The organism is Sphingobium sp. DN12 (assembly GCF_051058005.1).
Taxonomy (GTDB): Bacteria; Pseudomonadota; Alphaproteobacteria; order Sphingomonadales; family Sphingomonadaceae; genus Sphingobium; species Sphingobium yanoikuyae.
Genome location: NZ_CP173717.1, coordinates 3,969,832 through 3,989,715, shown reverse-complemented (window position 1 = coordinate 3,989,715; position 19,884 = coordinate 3,969,832). Strand labels below are relative to the sequence as shown.

Genomic DNA, 19,884 nt, shown 5'->3' with positions numbered 1-19,884 from the left:
GCTCTGGTTTCAGCGGAGCGATCAGGCTATCCGCTTGCCCCATGGCCAATTCGACCTCCACCACCACCCAGCCTACCCCCATGATGGCACAATATTTCACCCTCAAGGCAGAGGCGCAGGATTGCCTGCTCTTCTACCGCATGGGCGATTTCTTCGAACTCTTCTTCGATGACGCCAAGATGGCGGCCGCGACGCTCGACATTGCGCTCACCAGCCGTGGCGAACATGCCGGGCAGCCAATCCCGATGTGCGGCGTGCCGGTGCATAGCGCCGAATCCTATCTCGCCCGACTGATCAAGGGCGGCCATCGCGTCGCCATCGCCGAGCAGACCGAGACGCCAGCCGAGGCCAAGGCACGGGGCGGCAAGGCGCTCGTGGCACGCGCCATCGTCCGCTATGTCACCGCCGGCACGCTGACCGAGGAAACCCTGCTCGACAGCCGGCGCGACAATATGCTGGTGGCGCTCGCCCAGACCGGTGGGGAAGGCGAGCTGGGCTTGGCCGCCGCCGACATCTCGACCGGCCGGTTCGAGACGATGACGGTGCGGGCGGGCGACTTGCCCGCCGAACTCGCCCGGTTGCGGCCGAGCGAAGTGGTGATCGCCGAAGGTTCGACATTGGAGGTCGCCAACAGCCATCCGTTCGACAAGGCTGCCTTTTCCAGCACCCGTGCCGAAGACGCGCTCAAGCGCCTGTTCGCGGTTGCGACGCTGGATGGTTTCGGCCAGTTCAGCCGCGCCGAACTGGCGGCGATGGGCGGGCTGATTGCTTATCTCGACCATGCCGGCAAGGGCACGCTGCCCTTCCTGGCGCCGCCGCTGCGCAAGACCAGCGGCGCCCATGTCGCGATCGACGCAGCGACGCGCGAGAGCCTGGAAATCGTCGCGACCACCGGCGGCACGCGGGCCGGCAGCCTGCTGGGCGCGGTCGACCGGACCGTCACCGGGGCGGGCGCCCGGCTGCTGGCACAGTATCTGTCGGCGCCGCTGATGGATGCGCCGCTGATCGACGCGCGGCTGGGCCTGGTGCAGCTGTTCCATGATGACGCGACACTGCGCAGTCAGTTGCGGGCAGCACTGCGCGCGTTGCCCGACATCGGCCGTGCGCTGGGACGTGTCGCTGTCGGTCGCGGTAGTCCGCGTGACCTCGGCCAATTGCGCGACGGCCTGGGCGAAGCGCGCTTGCTGCGCGAGCGGTTGGGGCGGCTGGCCGATCAGCCGCTGCTGCTGACGCAATTGCTGCCGGCGCTCGACGGTCATGGCGCGCTGGTCGATGCGCTGGCGCGCGCATTGGTGCCGAGCCCGCCGACCGAAACCAATAATGGCGGCTATATCGCCGACGGCTTCGACCCGGCGCTCGACGAACTGCGTCGCCTGGCCGGTGACGGCCGCCGCGCGATCGCTGCGCTGGAGGCGCAATATCGCGAGCAGACCGGGATCAGCGCACTCAAGATCCGCCATAATGGCGTGCTGGGCTATCATGTCGAGGTGCCGGCCCGCGCCGCCGACCAGCTGATGCAGCCCGAAAGCGGCTTCACCCATCGCCAGACGCTGGCCGGGGTCGTGCGCTTCAACTCGATCGACCTGCATGAGCAGGCCGGCCGCGTGGCGCAGGCCGGCGCCCATGCGCTGGTGGCGGAAGCTGCCCATCTCGAAACGCTGATCGAGGCGGTGCTGGACCGCAAGGCCGACATCGCCCGCGCCGCCGATGCGCTGGCGCGGCTGGACGTTGCCGCCGCGCTGGCCGAACGGGCAGCTGAAGGCGGCTGGCAAAGGCCCCATTTCGTGGTTGAGGACGGGGTCGGCCCCTGCCTCGACATTGTCGGCGGGCGCCATCCGGTGGTCGAGGATGCGCTGCGCGCGCAGGGACAGCCCTTCGTTGCCAATGATTGCCGGCTGGTCGCGACCGACCGGCTGTGGCTGGTCACCGGCCCGAACATGGGCGGTAAGTCGACCTTCCTGCGGCAGAATGCGCTGATCGTCATCCTGGCCCAGGCCGGGGCCTTCGTGCCGGCGGAATCGGCGACGCTGACCCTGGTCGACCGCCTGTTCAGCCGGGTCGGCGCCTCCGACAATCTGGCGCGCGGCCGGTCGACATTCATGGTCGAAATGGTCGAGACCGCCGCCATCCTGGCGCAGGCGACCGAGCATAGCTTCGTCATCCTGGACGAGGTCGGGCGCGGCACATCCACCTATGACGGCCTCGCGCTTGCCTGGGCAGTTGTCGAAGCGGTGCATGAGGTCAATCGCTGCCGCTGCCTGTTCGCCACCCATTATCATGAGCTGACCCGCCTGTCCGAAACGCTCGATGCGCTGTCGCTGCATCATGTGCGGGCACGCGAATGGAAGGGCGACCTGGTGCTGCTGCACGAACTGGCCGAAGGGCCGGCTGATCGCAGCTATGGCCTGGCGGTGGCGCGGCTGGCCGGCTTGCCGCCCCTGGTGCTCAAGCGCGCCAAGGATGTGCTGGGCCGGCTGGAGGCAGGCAAGGCGAAGACCGGCGGCATTGCCGCGGGGCTGGACGACCTGCCGCTATTCGCCAGCGTCGCGACGCAGGTCGAAGAGGTGGTCGATCCACTGCGCGACGCACTGGATGGCATCGATGCCGACGCCCTGTCCCCGCGTGAGGCACTCGATCACATATATCGTTTGAAACAACTGGCCGCCGCCAGTCACCACGAGTAGACGAGAGCCATGGTCATGCAGTTCCCCAGCCTGGGGTCGCGCCGCGCGATCATTGACCGGCGCGCGATTTCCGACAGCATCAACGCCCTGGCGCAGGAGCACCGGGGCGATCCGATCAAGCTGCGCGGGCTGATCGTCAAGGAACTCAAGGCCGCTCTGGAACATGGCCGCGAGGATGTCGCGCGCCGGCTGGCGGCGAAACCGACACGCGGGCGCGAGGCGGTGACGGCCTTTGCCTTCCTGATCGACCAGATCTTGCGGCTGCTCTACGACGCGACCACCCATCATCTCTATCCCGCCGGCAACCGCAGCACGGGCGAGCGGATCGTGCTGATCGCCGTGGGCGGCTATGGCCGGGGCGAGATGGCGCCGCACAGCGATGTCGACATCGGCTTCATCACCCCCTGGAAGCCGACCGGCTGGACCGAGCAGATCATTGAATCCATGCTCTATTCGCTGTGGGATCTGGGACTCAAGGTCGGCCATAGCAGCCGTTCGATCGACGAGACGATGCGGATGGCCAAGGCCGACCTCACCGTGCGCACCGCCCTGCTGGAAGCGCGCTATGTGTGGGGCGACAGGGCACTTTACGAGGAAGTGGCTGTCCGCTTCGACAGCGAGATCATGCAGGGCACCGCCCGCACCTTCGTCACCGAGAAGCTGGAGGAACGCGACGAGCGCCACCGCCGCATGGGCGACAGCCGCTATGTCGTCGAGCCCAATGTCAAGGAAGGCAAGGGCGGCCTGCGCGACCTGCACACGCTGTTCTGGATCGGCAAATATGTGAACCGGGTGAAATCGGTCGCCGAACTGGTCGATGTCGGCCTGTTGACGCAGAGCGAGCTGCGCCAGTTCCAGAAGGCCGAGGATTTCCTGTGGGCGGTACGATGTCACCTGCACATGATCACGGGGCGGGCCGAAGACCGGCTGACCTTCGACCTGCAGCTGGAAACCGCGACGCGGATGCACTTCACCGCGCGGGCCGGCCGATCCGGGGTCGAGCGCTTCATGCGCTATTATTTCCTCAATGCGAAGGCGGTCGGCGACCTGACTGCGGTGTTCCTGGCGCATCTGGACGACCAGCTGGCCGAGCGCGGACGCCGCTATATTCCGTCCATCTTTCGCCGGCCCAAGAAGCTGGACGGTTTCGTGCTGGATCGCGGGCGGCTGGCGCTGCCGAGCGACGATTTCTTCCAGGCCGATCCGGTTCGCCTGGTCGAGATTTTCGCCGTGGCCGACAGGCATGGGCTGCAGATTCATCCGAGCGCGATGCGCGCGGCCAGCCGCGACGCCGGCCTGATCACCGCCAAGGTGCGCAAGGACGCACGCGCCAATGCCGCCTTCATGGATGTGCTGACCAGCCCGCGCGACCCGGAAACGGTGCTGCGCTGGATGAACGAGTCCACCGTGTTCGGTCGGTTCATCCCCGATTTCCGCCGGGTCGTGGCGCAGATGCAGTTCGACATGTACCATCATTATACGGTGGACGAGCATACCATCCGCGCCGTCGGCCTGCTGGCCCGGATCGAGAAGGGCGAACTGGCCACCGACCATCCGCTGGCGACCGAGCTGATGGGCAAGATATTGTCGCGCCGGGTGCTCTATGTCGCGGTGCTGCTGCATGACATCGCCAAGGGGCGCGGCGGCGACCACAGCATATTGGGCGCGGAAGTGGCAGAGCATCTCTGCCCGCGCCTGGGCCTTACCGCCGCCGAGACCGAGACCGTCGCCTGGCTGGTGCGTTATCACCTGCTGATGTCGGCCACCGCCTTCAAGCGCGACCTGGCCGACTACAAGACGATCCTCGATTTCGTCGAAGTGGTGCAGAGCCCCGAGCGACTGCGCCTGCTGCTATGCCTGACCGTGGTCGATATCCGCGCGGTGGGGCCGGGCGTCTGGAACAGCTGGAAGCGGCAGTTGCTGGGCGACCTGTATGACGCGGCCGAGGAAGTGCTGCGCCTGGGCCACAAGCAGAAGGGCCGCAGCGAACGCGTTGCCGCCAAGCAGGAGGCCCTGCGCCAGGCGCTCGGCATGGATGAGGCGACCTTCGCCGCCTTCAGCGGCCGCATGCCCGAAAGCTACTGGATCGCCGAACCGGACGATATCCTGGTCCATAATGCCCGGCATATATTGGAAGCGGGTGAATCCTCGCTGTCGATCGCCGCGCAATATTATCCCCAGCGCGGTGCCACGCTGGTCACTGTCTATGCGACCGACCATCCGGGCCTGTTCTACCGCATTGCCGGCGCCATCCATCTGGCTGGCGGCAACATCATCGACGCGCGCATCCATACGACGCGCGATGGCGTGGCTATCGATAATTTCCTGGTGCAGGATCCGCTGGGCGGTGCCTTCCACAGTCCCGAGCAGCTGGCGCGGATCAAGGCGGCGATCGAGGATTCCCTGTCCAACCGCCACCGCATGATCACCAAGCTGGAAGCGCGCCCGCTGCCCCGCACCCGCGCCGAAGCCTTCCGCATCGAGCCCAATGTGTTGATCGACAACAAGGCGTCGAACCGCTTCACCGTGATCGAGGTGAATGCCCGCGATCGGCCGGCGCTGCTGTTCAGCCTGGCCAATGCCCTGTTCCAGTCGAAGGTGACGGTCCACAGCGCCCATGTCGCCACCTATGGCGAGCGCGCGGTCGACACCTTCTACGTCACCGACCTCTTGGGCGGGAAGATCGAGAGCAAGGCCCGGTTGCAGACGCTGGAGCGGCGGCTGCTGGAGGCGGCCGGCGGCGAAGTGGGCGAGGCACTGGAGCGCGCCTGATCACTAGTCAGGCGCCTAAATTTTCAGGCAATGGTCATGACGTCGCCGGGCGACAGCAAAGGCAACAGGCGCAGCATGTCTTCGCGGTCGACCGCGACGCAGCCGGCGGTCGGGCGTCCTTCGGACAGATGGAAGAAGATCGCGCTGCCCATGCCCGGCACCGGTGGCGCATCATTATGGCCCAGGATGACGATCACATCATAGGCTTCGTCGCTACGCTGCAGGCTTTCGGTCGAGAAGGGCCGGGGCAGGCGCACGGGACGGTTATAGGCGGGATCGGCCGGATCATCCGACCAGCCATCGCCCGCCTGGGTCCAGCGCCAGGGCAGGGCGATGCCGGTGGCGGAGACCTTGCCGGGGCGCAGCAGCACCGCACGGATCGGCCAATTGCCCAAGGGGGTGCAGCCATCGCCTTCGCGCTTGTCGGCAGCCGCGCAGGCGCCGCTGCGGCCGATGGTGCAGGCCATGTCGAGATCGCCGAAGCGCAGCCGCCCGGCGGCGGCATCGACATGGACGACGCTCATAGCTGGTGGCCGGTCCGGTCGCGCTTGGTGGCGAGATAGCGTTCATTATGCGGATTGGCCGGCAGGATGATCGGCAACCGCTCGACCACTTCGATCCCCGCCGCCTGCAACCCGGCAACCTTCTGCGGATTGTTGGTAAGCAGCCGCACGCCGCCAATGCCGAGCAGATCGAGCATCCGCGCCGCGACCGAGAAATCGCGCGCGTCGATCGCGAAGCCCAGCCGCACATTGGCGTCGACCGTATCGAAGCCCTGATCCTGCAACGCATAGGCGCGCAGCTTGTTGACGAGGCCGATGCCCCGGCCCTCCTGGCGCAGATAGAGCAGCACGCCCCATTGCGCGTCGGCGATCTGATGCAGCGCCTGATGCAGCTGCGGGCCACAATCGCATTTCAGGCTGCCGAACACGTCACCGGTCAGGCATTCGCTGTGGATGCGGATGACCGGGGGCGATGCGTCGCGCTTGCCGACCACCAACGCGACATGCTCGCGCGGCTCGTCGGGGCTGCGGAAGGCGATGATCTCCGCGCTCTCGCTCGCCGATACCGGCAGGCGAGCACGGGTGGCGATGGCGAGGTGAATGGCATCGTCATAATCGCCGACATCATCGGCGCTGACCTCCGCCTCGACCGGGCCGTCGCCTTCGGTGAGGAAATAGGCGGGCAGGATACCGGCCAACCGGGCTAGGCGCAGCGCCGCCTTGGCCGCCTGGGGCGCCGGCAAGGCCCGCGCGCGAAATGGTCCCTTGAGCGGCGAGGCGAGGTCCAGCACCGGATCGGAAATCGAGGTCGCGACATCCGCGTCGATCCACGGTGCCCGTTCGATCAGCACCGGCAGGTCCGGATCGGCCGCCGCCAGCTGGTTAGCGAGCTTCAGCGTCTCGGCGCGGGCGGCGGAAATCAGGATATCGGCCTGCCCCTGCGGATCGAAATCGGCCAGCGTCACCGCATCCGCGCCCTCGATCGCCATCAGTCGGATCGCGCCATCAGGCGCGGTCAGGCGTATCGCCCAGCCACGACGCAGCGCATCGATGGCGCGGGCAGCATCCCGCCCGTTCATCAGAAGGCGAACTCGGTGATGATCGGGATATGGTCGGACGGCTTTTCCCAGCTGCGCGCGGGTTCGACGACACGGTGGGCGACCGCCTTGTCGGCGACATCCTTGGTCATCCACATATGGTCGAGGCGACGGCCGCGATCCGACGCCGCCCAATCCTTCGCGCGATAGCTCCACCAGGTGTAGAGACGCGCCGGGGCAGGGTGGAAATGGCGGCCGATATCGACCCAGTCGTTCGACGCCTGCAACCGGCCCAGCAATTCGCATTCCTGAGGCGTATGGCTGACCACGTCGAGCAGCTGCTTGTGGCTCCAGACGTCGCATTCCAAAGGCGCGATGTTGAAGTCGCCAGTGAGGATGGTCGGCTTGTTGTCGAGCGCGCCGGACCACTCGATCATCCGCTCGATGAAGTCGAGCTTCTGGCCGAATTTGGGATTGACCGTGCGGTCGGCGACATCGCCGCCGGCGGGGACATAGACATTCTCGATCCGCACGCCATTGTCGAGGCGGATGCCGACATGGCGCGCTTCGCCATTGGCCTGCCAGTCGAACCGGTCATCCTCGTGGATCGGCACCTTGCTCATGATCGCCACGCCATGATGCATGCGCTGGCCGTTCAGCACCTGATGGACATAGCCCAGCCGCTTGAACATGTCGGTGGGGAAAATCTCGTTCACCACCTTGGTTTCCTGCAGGCAGAGAATGTCGGGCGCTTCTTCGGTCAGGAAGCGTTCGACGATGTCGATCCGGGCGCGGACGCTGTTGATGTTCCAGGATGCAATCGAAAGGGTATCGGCCATGAAAAGCACCTAGGGTGCCGCGCGCCCGCGCGCAAGCGCCGGACAAAGTAAGACCCCCGCTCCGGGGGCGTGGAACGGGGGTCTCGATCGCGCCCTTGAAGCGCTTTGCGACGGGAGCGGTGTGCCGGGTAACAGGGGGGAAATCCCGGTCTACGTCTCTCGCCGTGATCTCTATCTAGGCGATCCGATATGAGCGGCAGATGAACGATGGCAGAAAGTTTTCAGCCCATCGTTCCTGCGGCCCGCCCTAGCCGTTCGGACGGCCGCGCGGACGCGGATCGGTCCAGCGGAAGGCGGAATCGGCGACCGGCACGCCATATTGCTGGTTCGACAGGCGCACCGCCGTGCGATTATTCTGCGCGTCGAGCGCGACCCAGCCATAAAGCTCCAGCCCGGCCGGCGACGCAGGCTTGCGCTTGAAGATCATGGTGATGGTGCCGAATTCGGGCCGCTTGGGATCCTTCGCCTGCACGCTCAGCACGGTCGGGTCGCCGGTGGGGACGACGGTGCCGAATTTCGACAGATCCTTGGTCGGGTCGATCAGCGCGGCCAGCGGCGAATTGCCGATCGGCCAGCGCTGCACCTGGCGCACTTCATAATCGATCAGGGTCAGCGCCTTGCCATCACCCACGATCAGCAGCGGCACGCCCTTTTCATATTGGAAGCGGATCTTGCCCGGCTGTTTCAGGGTCAGCTTGCCGGTCAGCACCTGACCATTGCGGTCGGTCTGGCTGAAATCGGCGGTCAGGGTGGTGACGGCGCGGATATAGGCATTGAACTGATTGAGGTCGGACGGTGCCGCCTGCTGGGCAAGGGCATAGCCCGCCGGCACCGCAACCAGCGCGGTGGCGAGGGACAGGGCGACAGGCGCGAGGATGCGCTTCATGCAATCATCTCCGGGTTGTTCGGAAAAGGGGGCATAGGAGGTGGGGCTTGAACCCGCTGTGAACCTTGCTGTTCCATCGAAGGGAAAGGATCGATCGGAAAGACCAGACGGGGGAGAGCGGCCGTGAAATGGCTGGCTCGATCCCCCGTGCTCCCGCCTCGCCATGCCGGTCTTACCGGCGGCACCGCTCCAATTATGTTTATCGGCGCGGCAGCAGCGACGCCTGCCTAGACCGATTCGCGGACAAAAAAAAGGCTGATCCGAAGATCAGCCTGAAAAGTTTTTAGGAGAGGATGCCTGAAAGGCCTGTTCCTAATGTCCCAAAGCCCCTGTCACGACAAATGCGAAGGCAGCAAGCATGGTTGCACGGAACGCAATCGCCCAAGAAAAACAGGCATTTCGTAGCGTCAGAGCGGATTACCATTCTCGTCACGCAGCACTTCGCGGCGGCCGACATGGTTGGGCGGCCCCACTAGTCCTTCCTCCTCCATCCGTTCGATCAGGCGTGCGGCGCTGTTGTAGCCGACTCGCAGCTGGCGCTGCAGCCAGCTGGTCGACGCCTTCTGATTCTCGAACACCAGCTGGCAGGCCTTGCGGAACAGCTGCGCGTCCGGGCTGTCATCACCCAGGTCGACGCCGTCGAGCGCGAAGCTGCCTTCTTCCGGCTCTTCCGTGACCGCCTGGATATAATCGGGCGATCCCTGCGCGCGCCAATGGTCGGCGACCACCCGCACCTCGTCATCCGAAACGAAGGGACCATGAACGCGCATCAGGCCCTTGCCGCCATGCATGTAGAGCATATCGCCCTTGCCCAGCAGCTGCTCGGCCCCCTGTTCGCCCAGGATGGTGCGGCTGTCGATCTTGCTGGTCACGAAGAAGCTGATGCGGGTCGGCAGGTTCGCCTTGATGACGCCGGTGATGACGTCGACCGAGGGACGCTGGGTCGCGAGGATCAGGTGGATACCGGCGGCACGTGCCTTCTGCGCCAGACGCTGGATAAGGAATTCGACTTCCTTGCCAGCGGTCATCATCAGGTCGGCCAGCTCGTCGACCACCACCACGATCTGCGGCAGCGGCTGGAAATCCAGCTGCTCTTCCTCATAGATCGGCTTGCCGCTTTCCGGGTCGTAGCCGGTCTGGACACGGCGGCCCAAGGGCTTGCCCTTGGCCTTCGCGGCACGCACCTTCTCATTGTAATTGGCGAGGTTGCGGACCGAGATCGACGCCATCATGCGATAGCGATCCTCCATCTGCTCCACCGCCCATTTGAGCGCGCGGATCGCCTTGCTCGGTTCGGTCACGACCGGGGCGAGCAGATGCGGGATGTCGTCATAGGTCGACAGTTCCAGCATCTTGGGATCGATCATGATCAGGCGCAGCTGGTCCGGCGTCATGCGGTAGAGCAGCGACAGGATCATGGCGTTGAGCCCGACCGACTTACCCGAACCGGTGGTGCCTGCGATCAGCAGATGCGGCATCGGCGCCAGATCGGCGATGATCGGCTCACCCGAAATATTCTTGCCCAGGATGATCGGCAGGGTCGCTTCCGCACCGAACTGTTCGCTGGTGATCAGTTCACGGAAGGACACGCCCTCACGATTGGTGTTGGGCAGTTCGATGCCGATGACGGTGCGGCCGGGAATGGTCGCGACGCGCGCCGACAGCGCCGACATGTTGCGCGCGATATCGTCGGCCAGCGCGATCACGCGGCTCGCCTTGATGCCCGGTGCCGGCTCCAGCTCATACATGGTGACGACAGGGCCGGGGCGGACCTCGACGATATTGCCCTTCACATGGAAGTCGTCGAGCACGCTCTCCAGCAGGCGGGCGTTGCGTTCCAGCGCCGCCTTGTCGATCTTCTGCCCCTGATTGGCAGGGATGGGATTGAGCAGGTCGGCCGACGGCAGCGAGCTATGGCCGAACAGATCATCCTGCGATACCGGCGCGGTCGAGCGCTGCACCGGGGCGGGCTTGGGCGCCTGGATGGTGATTGGCGGCTTGGGCTCGTTCGACACCTGCTTGCGCGGCGCGATCACCCGTTCGACCGGGCCGTCATCATCCTCGTCCAGATCGACCGCTCCTCCCTGTCCCGCAAAGGCGAGCGAAGGACGCGGCAGGCTGAGCCGGGGCAGGGTCGGGCGGCGGATGGTGAAGATCGGCTTTTCCAGCGCCAGGCTGCGATACCAGACGAACAGGCCGGCCAGCATGGTCACGACCACCAATATGCCGATGATCCAGCCCTGCGCGGCCGGCGCCTGGGCGGTCAGGCTCATCACCCCCTTGGCGGTGACAAGGCCGATCATGCCGCCCCAGCCCGAAGGCAGGCCGACCAGCGGATCGGGTTGGAACAGGGCCAAAGCGATGCCGATCAGGATGATGCCGACCAGGCATTTGCCAAACTGCGCCTTCCACCCGATCATCTCATGATCGCCCCACAGGCGACGGGCGGTAATCCCCATCAGCGGTAGCAGCAGCGCGATCGGCACGCCGAACAGCAGCAGCAGCATGTCCGCCACCATGGCGCCGGGCGCGCGCATGATATTGGCGACATGATCGCCCGCCACCGTGTTCATCGACGGATCGCTGGGCTGATAGCTCAGCAGCGCCAGCGCCAGGAACAGCGTCGCCAGAAACAGCGAGATCGCCCCGATCAGCGCGCCGCTGCGCACGATGCTGCGCTTGAGCATTTCGCGCCATTCCGGCGCGCGCTTGGCTCCGCGGCTGACAGCCATGGTCAAATGTCCCCCAAATGTTCCGTTCCGGCACAATGCGCCGAGCCAGGAGTCCTCGTCAAGCCTGCGGACCATCGGCTCGTCCCGCCCCATCCGCAACATTGCGTATGTCGCGGGCCTGGGGCGCAGGCGCAAAATGGGCGGCGAAAGGAGATGTCGTCATGTTCGCCTCTTTCTATCCCGCCTTTGTCGTGATTGCTCTGAGCAGCTTTGCGATCGTGCTGCTGGGCGTCAGCCTGCAGGATGCGATGCGAGGGCGCTGAGCGCATCGCCATCGACGCGCTGCACGGTCCATTCGTCCATCGGCCGGGCGCCGAGCGCCCGGTAGAAGGCGATGGCCGGTGCATTCCAGTCGAGCACCGACCATTCGAGCCGGGCGCAGTCGCGCGCGATCGCCAATTGGGCGAGACGGGCCAGCAGCGCCTTGCCGGCGCCTAATCCCCGCGCTTCGGGCAGGACGAACAGATCCTCCAGGTAAAGGCCCGGACGCCCCTCGAAGGTCGAAAAATTGTGGAAGAAAAGGGCAAAGCCGATCGGCGCGCCATCATGCTCGGCGATCAGCACCTCCGCCATCGGCCGGGGACCGAACAGATAGCGGGCCAGCGTCTCGCGGTCGGCCTTCACTTCATGGGCCAGCTTCTCATAGTCGGCGAGCGCCAGGATGAAATTTGCGATTGCATCGATATCCGTCGATTGCGCGTGCCTGATGATGACCTTGCTCATGCCGCTCCCGCTTCCACATGGGCGATATCCGCCCGTTTCGTGCGCGCGGCGATAAGGCAGCCGGCGACGATCAACAAGGCACCGGCAAGGGTGGCGAGCGTCAGTTGCTCGCCAAAGGCCAGCCAGCCGAAGATCGCGGCCCAGACGAAGGCGGTATATTCGACCGGGATCAGCCGCTGGGCTTCCGCACGCGCATAGGCCCAGGCGAGCGCCGCGAGAGAAGTGAAGGCCAGCATGGCGGCCAGCAGCACCAGCGGCACCGCCGGTCCGGTCGGCACGATCGCCCAGGCCGGCGCGCCGATCGCGAACACGCCCAGCATGACCAGATGCTGGAAGAAGGCGACCTCGATCGGCGTGGCAAGCTGGGCCTGCTGGCGCTGGAGGATCAGGTTCCAGGCGAACAGCATCGCCGAGAGCAGCACCGCGCCCGCCCCCAGCAGCGCGTCGCCATCATAGTCGCCGCGCATCCGCCCCGACAGGATCACGGCCACCCCGACCAGACCAAGCAGCGAGGCGCCGATCGCCTGCCGTCCGATCCGTTCCTTGAGCAGCAAGGCCGCAAGATAGAGCGCGATCAGCGGGGCGATGAAGGAGAGGGCAATGGCTTCGGCAAGCGGCAGGCGCATGATCGCCCAGAAGAAGAAACTGGCCATCAGCGCCACGACAACACCACGCAGCAGATGCAGGCGCAGCACGGAAAGGTTGGGCCAGCGCTGGCGGGTGGCGAGCATCAGGACCAGCCCGAGCAGGCTGCCGGTGATCGCGCGCCAGAGCAGCGCGTTATAAAGGCCGATCGAGAGGCTGAGCCCCTTCATCGCCGCGTCCATCACCGAAAAAAGCGCGACGCCAAGGCAACAGATGAGGAAGGGCAACAGCACGGACGAGCTGTGGGGAGAGGAAAGCGGACTATCCATCGACGGGTGAAGGGATCAGTCGCGACCGGGGCCGACGATCCTGCCGATATGCAATTCGTCGATATGAAGCCGGGTGATCCGTGCCTTGCCGATGCGCAGTCGACCGATGGCCAGGGCGCCCACCGCTATTGCCCCCAATGCGATCGCGCCCAGGGCCAATGTCCCGATAGCGGACGCGCCGACCGCCTGCGCACCCGTGGCGCTTGCGCCATGGGCGATGGCGGACCGGTCGGCGCTGTCCGTCATTCCGCCGCCTGGACCTGTCCCGCGTCGCTCGCCGCCGCTTCGATCTCGGCCGCCTTGGCCTCGACCAGCCTGACGATATGGTCGACCATGTCGGCATCCTGGATCGTGTGATCGGTGACGCCCGACAGATAGACCATATGCTTGCCATTGCCGCCGCCGGTCAGGCCGATATCGGTCTCGCGCGCTTCACCCGGACCGTTGACGACGCAGCCCAGCACCGAGAGCGAGAGCGGCGTGTTGATATGCTGCAGCCGTTCTTCCAGCGCCTGGACGGTGCGGATCACGTCGAAGCCCTGCCGCGCGCAGCTGGGGCAGGAGATGACCTTGACGCCGCGGGTGCGGATGCCGAGCGTCTTGAGCATCTCATAGCCGACCCGCACTTCCTCCTCCGGTTCGGCCGAGAGCGAGACGCGGATCGTGTCGCCAATGCCGGCCCAGAGCAGGTTACCGATGCCGATCGCGCTCTTGACCGTGCCGCCGATCAGGCCGCCGGCTTCGGTGATGCCCAGATGCAGCGGGCAATCGACCGCATCGGCCAGTTGCATATAGGCCGCGACCGCCAGGAACACGTCGCTCGCCTTCACGGCGACCTTATATTCGTGGAAATTCTGGTCCTGCAGCAGCTTGATATGGTCGAGCGCGCTTTCGACCAGCGCTTCCGGGCAAGGCTCGCCATATTTTTCGAGCAGGTCGCGTTCCAGGCTGCCGGCGTTGACGCCGATGCGGATCGAGCAATTATTGGCCTTGGCGGCGTCCACCACTTCCTTCACCCGCGCGGCCGAACCGATATTGCCGGGATTGATGCGCAGGCAGGCAGCACCGGCATCGGCGGCTTCCAGCGCGCGCTTATAGTGGAAATGGATGTCGGCGACGATCGGCACGCGCGCGGCGCGGACGATCTGTTTGAGCGCCGCGGTCGATTCCTCGTCCGGGCAAGACACACGGATGATGTCGACGCCGGCATCCTCGCAGCGACGGATCTGATCGATCGTCGCCTTGACGTCATGGGTCAGCGTGTTGGTCATGGTCTGCACCGTGACCGGCGCGCCGCCGCCCACGGGGACGTTGCCGACCATGATCTGCCGCGACTGCCGTCGGGCGATGTCGCGCCAGGGGCGCAGGCCGGGATTATGTTCGGACATGAAAAGGGGCTCCAGATCTCTGGAGCCCCCTATAAGCATTAACGCGGCCTTTTAGAAGCGCGCGGTCAGCGATGCGGCAACCTGGTCCGCATTGCCGCTGGTCTGTGCCAGGGTCGTGGCGGTGACGGTGGCCGGCGACGGGAAATAGCTGTCCGGGCGAATGATGTTCGCCTTTTCCACCCAGGTATGGGCGTAGGCGACGTTCAGCGCGAAGGCCGGCGAGATATTCCAGGTCGCGCCGCCCGTCAGCCACACGCGGTCGCCATCGGGCACGCGGGTAGTCAGATGCTGCGGATTGGTCGGCGAACGGTCGAACATGGTGCCGGCGCGCAGCGTGAAGGCGGGGCTGAAATCATATTCGCCGCCCAGGCTGACGCTGTAGCTGTCCTTGTAATCCAGTTCCTTGTTGGTGGTGCCGGTGGCCGAGGTGACCTCGATCCCCTTGAAGCTGGACCAGCCATACCATTTGCCGGTGATCATCGCGCGCAGGTTCGGCGTCAGCTTGTGCATGAAGGACACGGTGACGATATCGGGCAGGTCCAGCGGTGCCGAGGCATCGAACTCGCCATTGGCGGCGCTGAGCGGCGTCACCAGGCCGGAAATGGTCTGGGTGCCCTTGAGCTTGTGGTTGATGCCCGACCGATAGTGGACGCCGACATTGGTGGTGCCGTTGGTGTAGAACAGGCCGGCGTTCCAGCCGACGGTCCAGTCGTCGCCCTTCAGCTTGGTGAAGCCGTCGGTGGTAACCAGCGGCGACACCTGCGGCAGCGCGTTGGTCAGGTTCGCCTTCACATATTGCACGTCGACGCCGCCGCCGATCGAGAAATTGTCGTTCAGCTTGAACGCGGCCGACGGCTGGATGTTGTAGGTCTTGAGGTCGGTGTAGATCGAGTCATAGCGACCGAAGAAACCGTCATCATATTCCAGCTTCAGGCCGAAGGGCGCATTGACGCCGAGGCCCAGCCACAGCCGGTCGGTGACCTGCGCCGAGGCGTAGAAATTGGGGACCGGGATGACGCTTTCGAACGGCTGGCCACCGTCATTGCCGGTCACCGGCACGCGGGCGGTCGAACCGGGGACCGAGCGATAGCTGCCACGGTTGGTCTGGTGGGCGGAAGCCATCAGGGCGTTGACGCCGGCCGAAACCTGGACGCCCGACAGCTGGGTCATGGCGGCAGGGTTGAAATAGATGGTCGAGGGATCGTCACCTGCAGCGGCGCCGCCAGCCATGGCGCGGCCGGTTTCCACCGGCGACTGTTCCTGAAGATAGAAGCCACCGGCCAGCGCCGGCATCGGTGCGACAATCGCGCCGGTCAGCAGGATGGTGGGAAGAATGCGACGGCGAAGGGACATGGCGTTTCCTCTGCTAAAAACTCATTTGGCCATTTGGTGCGGGCGCTTAAACGCCTCATGCGACTTATGGAACCATGCGCATAACAGCTATCCCGACGATTTCTACAGGCGCCAATGACGGATTTCCGCGATTTTTCGCTCAATTGCCCGGATTTCGGCCGGCTGGACGCTACGGCAAGTGCCGCCCTGTTGCGCCAACGTCACAGGTCAAAAAAAAAGCCGCCCCGAGGGACGGCTATGAAGTTTTAGGAGAGGATGCCTGAAAGGCGAGTTCCTTTTGCGGCCAGGCGGCGTTCGTCGCAAATGCGAAACATGATGGCGCGATTGCGTTTCATGCAACCGGTGTCATAAATCCATGTTTCCCTAAGGGAAATTCCGCATGAAATAATGATAGCGATATCAATTTTGCGCGTTGCGATAAGCTATTTCGCCGCTTGCAATCGCTGATCGACGCCCGAATCACGCAAATGGGATTCGATTTCGGCCAACAGGCGCGCCAATCCCGCGGCGTCCGACGCCTCCGCCCGCGCGGTCAGTGCATTCTGGGTGTTGGACGCGCGCAGCAGCCACCAGCCATCGATGGTGCGGACGCGAGCGCCATCGATCGATTCCACGATTGCGCCGGATGCAACCAAGCGGTCGCGCAGGTCTTCGATGATCGCGAACTTGCGGTCTTCCGGCACGGCGATGCGGATTTCCGGCGTGTTGACCATTTCGGCCATGTCGCCGCGCAGGTCGGTGACGGTGCGGCGCAACCGGGCAGCCGCGCGGATCAGGCGAACGGCGGCATAGAGTCCATCATCGAAACCGTAAAAATCGTCGGCAAACATGATGTGGCCGGTCATCTCGCCACCCAGCGGACTGCCAATCTGCTTCATTTTGGACTTGATATGGCTGTGCCCGGTCTTCCACAGCACCGGCTCACCGCCCAGCCGCGCAATCTCGTCGAACAGGGCCTGGCTGGCCTTCATATCCGCGACGATCGGGGCGCCGGGCCGATCCTTCAGCACGACCTGCGCGAACAGGCCGAGCAACTGGTCCCCCCAGATAATCCGGCCGAGGCCGTCGACCACGCCGATCCGGTCGCCATCGCCATCGAAAGCCACGCCGAAATCGAGCTTCCTGGAGAGGACAAGGGAACGAAGATCGGCCAGATTCGCTTCTTCGGTAGGATCAGGATGATGGTTGGGAAAATTGCCGTCTACATCGGTGAAGAGCAGATGATGCTCACCCGGCAGGAGTTGCACCAGCTTCTCCACGACCGGTCCTGCGGCGCCGTTTCCCGCGTCCCAGCCGATCCGCCAGGCGGCGCCGTCAAAATCGCGCACCAGCCGTTCGACATAGGCCGGCATGATATCGACATCGCGCACCCGGCCTTCGCCCGCCAGCCAGTCGCCGGCCGCCGCCATCGCGCCGAGCTGCTGGATCGCCTCGCCATGAAAGGGCGCATGATCCAGGACCAGCTTGAAACCATTCTGATCTGCGGGATTATGGCTGCCGGTCACCTGGATGGCGCCCGCCACCTCCAGTTCGGCCTCGGCATAATAGAGCATGGGCGTGGGCCCCAGGCCAACGCGCAGCACATCGACGCCGCTGTCGGTGAGGCCGCGCACCAGCGCGCCCTCCAGCATGGGCGAACTCAGCCGCCCGTCATAGCCGACCGCAACCGCTGATCCGCCGGCACGCCGCACCCAGGTCGCGAAGCTGCGCCCCAGCGCATAGCCGTCCGCTTCCCCGAGCATCGGGCCGACAACGCCGCGCATATCATATTCGCGCAGCAGGGTCGGGTGGAAGCGGTGGGCCATATAGTCCTTTCTGGGGCAATCAGCCGGCGGACGGACGATCCCGCTCGGCAAGGTCAGCGAGCAACAGGTCGCGCGCGGCATTAATCTGGGCAGCAAGCGCTTCGGTTCCACCCTTGTCGGGATGGACCGAGGCGATCAGGCGGCGATGTGCGGCACGGATATCGGTCGCGCGGGCATCCACCGAAAGGCCGAGCAGGGCGCGCGCACCTTCCACGTCGGCCCTGTCAGTCTGCACCGGCGGCGCAGCCTTGCGCCTGGCGCGGTTAGCGCCCTTCTTCGCCTTGCCCTGCGACGCGAAGAAGAGGGCCGCGCCCAGCAGGATCGGCGCGCCGAGCGCCGGCTTGCCCTTGGCCGCCAGCACCGCGCCGACCAGCGCCGCCCCCAATGCCATGCCATCCTTGGTCGACATGCGCTGCAATCTCCCGGTCCAGATGAGCCAGCCCGCCAGGCCGATCAGCACCAGCGCGATCAGCCCCATCAGGCAGCGCCGAGCATGTCCACGGACGCGGCATGATCGCCGGTCGGCAAGGCCAATCCGGCCACCATCTCGCGCAGTTCCTGGCGCGCGGCGATATGGCTGATGCCCAGGTCGCCCAGATGCCCCTTGTCGAGCAGGGTCAGGCCCGAAGGGAAGAGTTCGCGGAAGATGACGCGTTCCGACAATCCGGGAATGACGCGGAAGCCGACCCGGCGCGACAATTCCATCAGCGCATCGCCGACGCGCTTCTTGTTGCGGGCGTCATGATGCTGGACGCGATTGCGCAGCACGACCCAGTCGATCGACACGCCATCGGCCTTGGCGCGCGACTTGCGCGCTTCGAAGATGAGTTCGGAATAGAAGGACAGGCGGCGCACCCGGAAGGTTTCGGCATCGACCTGGCCGATCAGGTCGAAATCGACGAAACTGTCGTTCATCGGCGTGACCAGCGTGTTGGCGCGGGCCGCCATGTGCCGGGCGAAATCATCGTCGCGGCCGGGCGTGTCGACGATCAGGAAATCCTTGCCCTCGGCAACCGCCGCCGCCTGTTCGTCGAGCGCGGCGACATTGTCGCCCTGGAACACCGCAAAGTCGGGTGCCGACAGATCGATGCCGCGGCGACGCGCGGTTTCGGCGCGGTTTTCCATATAGCGGGTGACGGTGCGCTGGCGCGGGTCGAGATCGATCAGGCCGACGCTATGGCCGAGCGCGGTCAGCGCGATCGCCGTGTGGACGGCGGTCGTCGACTTGCCGGTTCCGCCCTTTTCATTGGCGAAGACGATGAGGTGCGTTTGCGCGTTCGCCATCGGACCTTGATAACCCCGTGTTTGTCGCTCTAGATTCTTGACGGTCCCGTGGCGCGAAGCCTAGCAGGACGCCCCTGTGTCCCTGCCCTTATCGGAGCCCCTCGTCCCGTGCAAATTCTCCGTGACCTTCCCGCCCTGCGCGCTGCCGTTGCCGCGCTGAAGTCCGACGGAAAGACGCTGGCGCTGGTCCCCACCATGGGGGCGCTGCATGACGGGCATATGGCGCTGGTCGAGGAAGCCCGCCGCCATGGCCGCCATGTCGTGGTGTCGATCTTCGTCAATCCGCGCCAGTTCGGCCCGAACGAGGATCTGGACGCCTATCCCCGGCGCGAGGCGAAGGACGCGCAGCTGTTGCAGGCGGCCGGCGTCGACATATTGTGGGCGCCAAGCGTGGAAGTCATGTATCCGGCCGGCTATGCCACCAATATCCGGGTGTCGGGGGTCAGCGAAGGGCTGGATGGCGCGGCGCGGCCGGGCCATTTCGATGGCGTCGCCACGGTCGTCACCAAGCTGTTCAACCAGGTCGCGCCCGATGTCGCGATCTTTGGCGAGAAGGATTATCAGCAGCTCGCCGTGATCCGCCGCATGGTTGCCGACACCAATCTGGACATCGAGATCATCGGCATGCCGACCCAGCGGGCCGAGGATGGTTTGGCGCTGTCGTCGCGCAACGCCTATCTCAGCGAACAGGAGCGCAAGGATGCGCTGGCGCTGCCGCGCGCGCTGGGTGAGGCGAAGCGCCAGATCGAGAAGGGCGAGCCGGTCGAGGCAGCACTGGCGAAGGCAATCGCCACGCTGGCGACCCATGGTTTCGACCCGATCGACTATGTGACCCTGTGCGACGCAGACAGCCTGGAGCCGATCGCGACGCTCGACCGTCCGGCACGGCTGCTGGGCGCAGCGAAGCTGGGCAAGACCCGGCTGATCGACAATATCGCGGTCGATCTGGTCTAAAGGCCCGGCC

Annotated in this window: 16 protein-coding genes; 3 read left to right on the top strand and 13 right to left on the bottom strand. The window is 65.3% G+C overall.

The features are described from left to right. Positions 1-41: 41 nt before the first annotated feature. The gene (gene mutS / locus ACI6S0_RS18925; protein ID WP_434403942.1) at positions 42-2,684 is read left to right on the top strand and encodes a DNA mismatch repair protein MutS; all 2,643 of its coding nucleotides are present in this window, start codon (positions 42-44) and stop codon (positions 2,682-2,684) included. A gap of 9 nt (positions 2,685-2,693) precedes the next feature. Next, positions 2,694-5,456 carry a [protein-PII] uridylyltransferase gene (locus ACI6S0_RS18920; protein WP_434403941.1) on the top strand — a complete coding sequence of 921 codons (2,763 nt, stop codon included), beginning with the start codon at positions 2,694-2,696 and terminating at the stop codon, positions 5,454-5,456. 23 nt (positions 5,457-5,479) lie between these two features. Here ACI6S0_RS18920 and ACI6S0_RS18915 read toward each other — a convergent pair whose 3' ends face one another. The 13 genes from ACI6S0_RS18915 to ACI6S0_RS18855 all read right to left on the bottom strand — a co-directional run bounded on the left by ACI6S0_RS18915 (position 5,480) and on the right by ACI6S0_RS18855 (position 18,920). After that, positions 5,480-5,980 carry a L,D-transpeptidase family protein gene (locus tag ACI6S0_RS18915; protein ID WP_434403940.1) on the bottom strand — a complete coding sequence of 167 codons (501 nt, stop codon included), beginning with the start codon at positions 5,978-5,980 and terminating at the stop codon, positions 5,480-5,482. Next, the gene (ribA, locus tag ACI6S0_RS18910) at positions 5,977-7,038 is read right to left on the bottom strand and encodes a GTP cyclohydrolase II (RefSeq protein WP_048938000.1); all 1,062 of its coding nucleotides are present in this window, start codon (positions 7,036-7,038) and stop codon (positions 5,977-5,979) included. Before ribA ends, ACI6S0_RS18915 begins: the two co-directional genes overlap by 4 nt. Beyond that, on the bottom strand, positions 7,038-7,835 hold the full coding sequence (gene xth / locus ACI6S0_RS18905) for an exodeoxyribonuclease III (protein ID WP_004209222.1): 798 nt from the start codon (positions 7,833-7,835) through the stop codon (positions 7,038-7,040). The genes ribA and xth overlap by 1 nt, the downstream gene beginning before the upstream one ends. Positions 7,836-8,082: 247 nt before the next feature. Beyond that, on the bottom strand, positions 8,083-8,721 hold the full coding sequence (locus tag ACI6S0_RS18900) for a LolA family protein (protein ID WP_434403939.1): 639 nt from the start codon (positions 8,719-8,721) through the stop codon (positions 8,083-8,085). Positions 8,722-9,128: 407 nt separating this feature from the next. After that, entirely contained in the window at positions 9,129-11,453 is a 2,325-nt protein-coding gene (locus ACI6S0_RS18895; protein ID WP_434403938.1) for a DNA translocase FtsK 4TM domain-containing protein, read from the bottom strand. A 231-nt stretch (positions 11,454-11,684) separates the two neighbouring features. Continuing rightward, complete coding sequence (locus ACI6S0_RS18890) at positions 11,685-12,176, bottom strand: GNAT family N-acetyltransferase (RefSeq protein WP_434403937.1); 492 nt, start codon at positions 12,174-12,176, stop codon at positions 11,685-11,687. Beyond that, positions 12,173-13,090 carry a DMT family transporter gene (locus tag ACI6S0_RS18885; RefSeq protein ID WP_434403936.1) on the bottom strand — a complete coding sequence of 306 codons (918 nt, stop codon included), beginning with the start codon at positions 13,088-13,090 and terminating at the stop codon, positions 12,173-12,175. Before ACI6S0_RS18885 ends, ACI6S0_RS18890 begins: the two co-directional genes overlap by 4 nt. Before the next feature lie 15 nt (positions 13,091-13,105). Further along, complete coding sequence (locus ACI6S0_RS18880; protein ID WP_004209215.1) at positions 13,106-13,336, bottom strand: hypothetical protein; 231 nt, start codon at positions 13,334-13,336, stop codon at positions 13,106-13,108. Further along, positions 13,333-14,478 carry a flavodoxin-dependent (E)-4-hydroxy-3-methylbut-2-enyl-diphosphate synthase gene (ispG, locus tag ACI6S0_RS18875; protein ID WP_434403935.1) on the bottom strand — a complete coding sequence of 382 codons (1,146 nt, stop codon included), beginning with the start codon at positions 14,476-14,478 and terminating at the stop codon, positions 13,333-13,335. Before ispG ends, ACI6S0_RS18880 begins: the two co-directional genes overlap by 4 nt. A 51-nt stretch (positions 14,479-14,529) precedes the next feature. Next, on the bottom strand, positions 14,530-15,831 hold the full coding sequence (locus ACI6S0_RS18870; protein ID WP_004209213.1) for an OmpP1/FadL family transporter: 1,302 nt from the start codon (positions 15,829-15,831) through the stop codon (positions 14,530-14,532). A gap of 422 nt (positions 15,832-16,253) precedes the next feature. Next, positions 16,254-17,636: a phosphoglucomutase/phosphomannomutase PgmG gene (pgmG, locus tag ACI6S0_RS18865; protein WP_434403934.1), complete on the bottom strand. Its 1,383-nt coding sequence runs from the start codon at positions 17,634-17,636 to the stop codon at positions 16,254-16,256. Positions 17,637-17,655: 19 nt separating this feature from the next. Next, on the bottom strand, positions 17,656-18,114 hold the full coding sequence (locus ACI6S0_RS18860; RefSeq protein ID WP_434403933.1) for a J domain-containing protein: 459 nt from the start codon (positions 18,112-18,114) through the stop codon (positions 17,656-17,658). Further along, positions 18,114-18,920: a division plane positioning ATPase MipZ gene (locus ACI6S0_RS18855; protein ID WP_004209209.1), complete on the bottom strand. Its 807-nt coding sequence runs from the start codon at positions 18,918-18,920 to the stop codon at positions 18,114-18,116. The genes ACI6S0_RS18860 and ACI6S0_RS18855 overlap by 1 nt, the downstream gene beginning before the upstream one ends. A gap of 108 nt (positions 18,921-19,028) precedes the next feature. Between ACI6S0_RS18855 and panC the strand changes: the two genes are divergently transcribed. Further along, entirely contained in the window at positions 19,029-19,874 is an 846-nt protein-coding gene (gene panC, locus ACI6S0_RS18850; RefSeq protein ID WP_037519253.1) for a pantoate--beta-alanine ligase, read from the top strand. The last annotated feature ends 10 nt before the right edge of the window (positions 19,875-19,884 follow it).

Excerpts from the sequence above, each read along its gene's own strand:
- mutS (WP_434403942.1), top strand. The coding sequence starts at position 42 with ATGGCCAATTCGACCTCCACCACCACCCAGCCTACCCCCATGATGGCA.
- ACI6S0_RS18920 (WP_434403941.1), top strand. The coding sequence starts at position 2,694 with ATGGTCATGCAGTTCCCCAGCCTGGGGTCGCGCCGCGCGATCATTGAC.
- ACI6S0_RS18915 (WP_434403940.1), bottom strand. The coding sequence starts at position 5,980 with ATGAGCGTCGTCCATGTCGATGCCGCCGCCGGGCGGCTGCGCTTCGGC.
- ribA (WP_048938000.1), bottom strand. The coding sequence starts at position 7,038 with ATGAACGGGCGGGATGCTGCCCGCGCCATCGATGCGCTGCGTCGTGGC.
- xth (WP_004209222.1), bottom strand. The coding sequence starts at position 7,835 with ATGGCCGATACCCTTTCGATTGCATCCTGGAACATCAACAGCGTCCGC.
- ACI6S0_RS18900 (WP_434403939.1), bottom strand. The coding sequence starts at position 8,721 with ATGAAGCGCATCCTCGCGCCTGTCGCCCTGTCCCTCGCCACCGCGCTG.
- ACI6S0_RS18895 (WP_434403938.1), bottom strand. The coding sequence starts at position 11,453 with ATGGCTGTCAGCCGCGGAGCCAAGCGCGCGCCGGAATGGCGCGAAATG.
- ACI6S0_RS18890 (WP_434403937.1), bottom strand. The coding sequence starts at position 12,176 with ATGAGCAAGGTCATCATCAGGCACGCGCAATCGACGGATATCGATGCA.
- ACI6S0_RS18885 (WP_434403936.1), bottom strand. The coding sequence starts at position 13,090 with ATGGATAGTCCGCTTTCCTCTCCCCACAGCTCGTCCGTGCTGTTGCCC.
- ACI6S0_RS18880 (WP_004209215.1), bottom strand. The coding sequence starts at position 13,336 with ATGACGGACAGCGCCGACCGGTCCGCCATCGCCCATGGCGCAAGCGCC.
- ispG (WP_434403935.1), bottom strand. The coding sequence starts at position 14,478 with ATGTCCGAACATAATCCCGGCCTGCGCCCCTGGCGCGACATCGCCCGA.
- ACI6S0_RS18870 (WP_004209213.1), bottom strand. The coding sequence starts at position 15,831 with ATGTCCCTTCGCCGTCGCATTCTTCCCACCATCCTGCTGACCGGCGCG.
- pgmG (WP_434403934.1), bottom strand. The coding sequence starts at position 17,636 with ATGGCCCACCGCTTCCACCCGACCCTGCTGCGCGAATATGATATGCGC.
- ACI6S0_RS18860 (WP_434403933.1), bottom strand. The coding sequence starts at position 18,114 with ATGGGGCTGATCGCGCTGGTGCTGATCGGCCTGGCGGGCTGGCTCATC.
- ACI6S0_RS18855 (WP_004209209.1), bottom strand. The coding sequence starts at position 18,920 with ATGGCGAACGCGCAAACGCACCTCATCGTCTTCGCCAATGAAAAGGGC.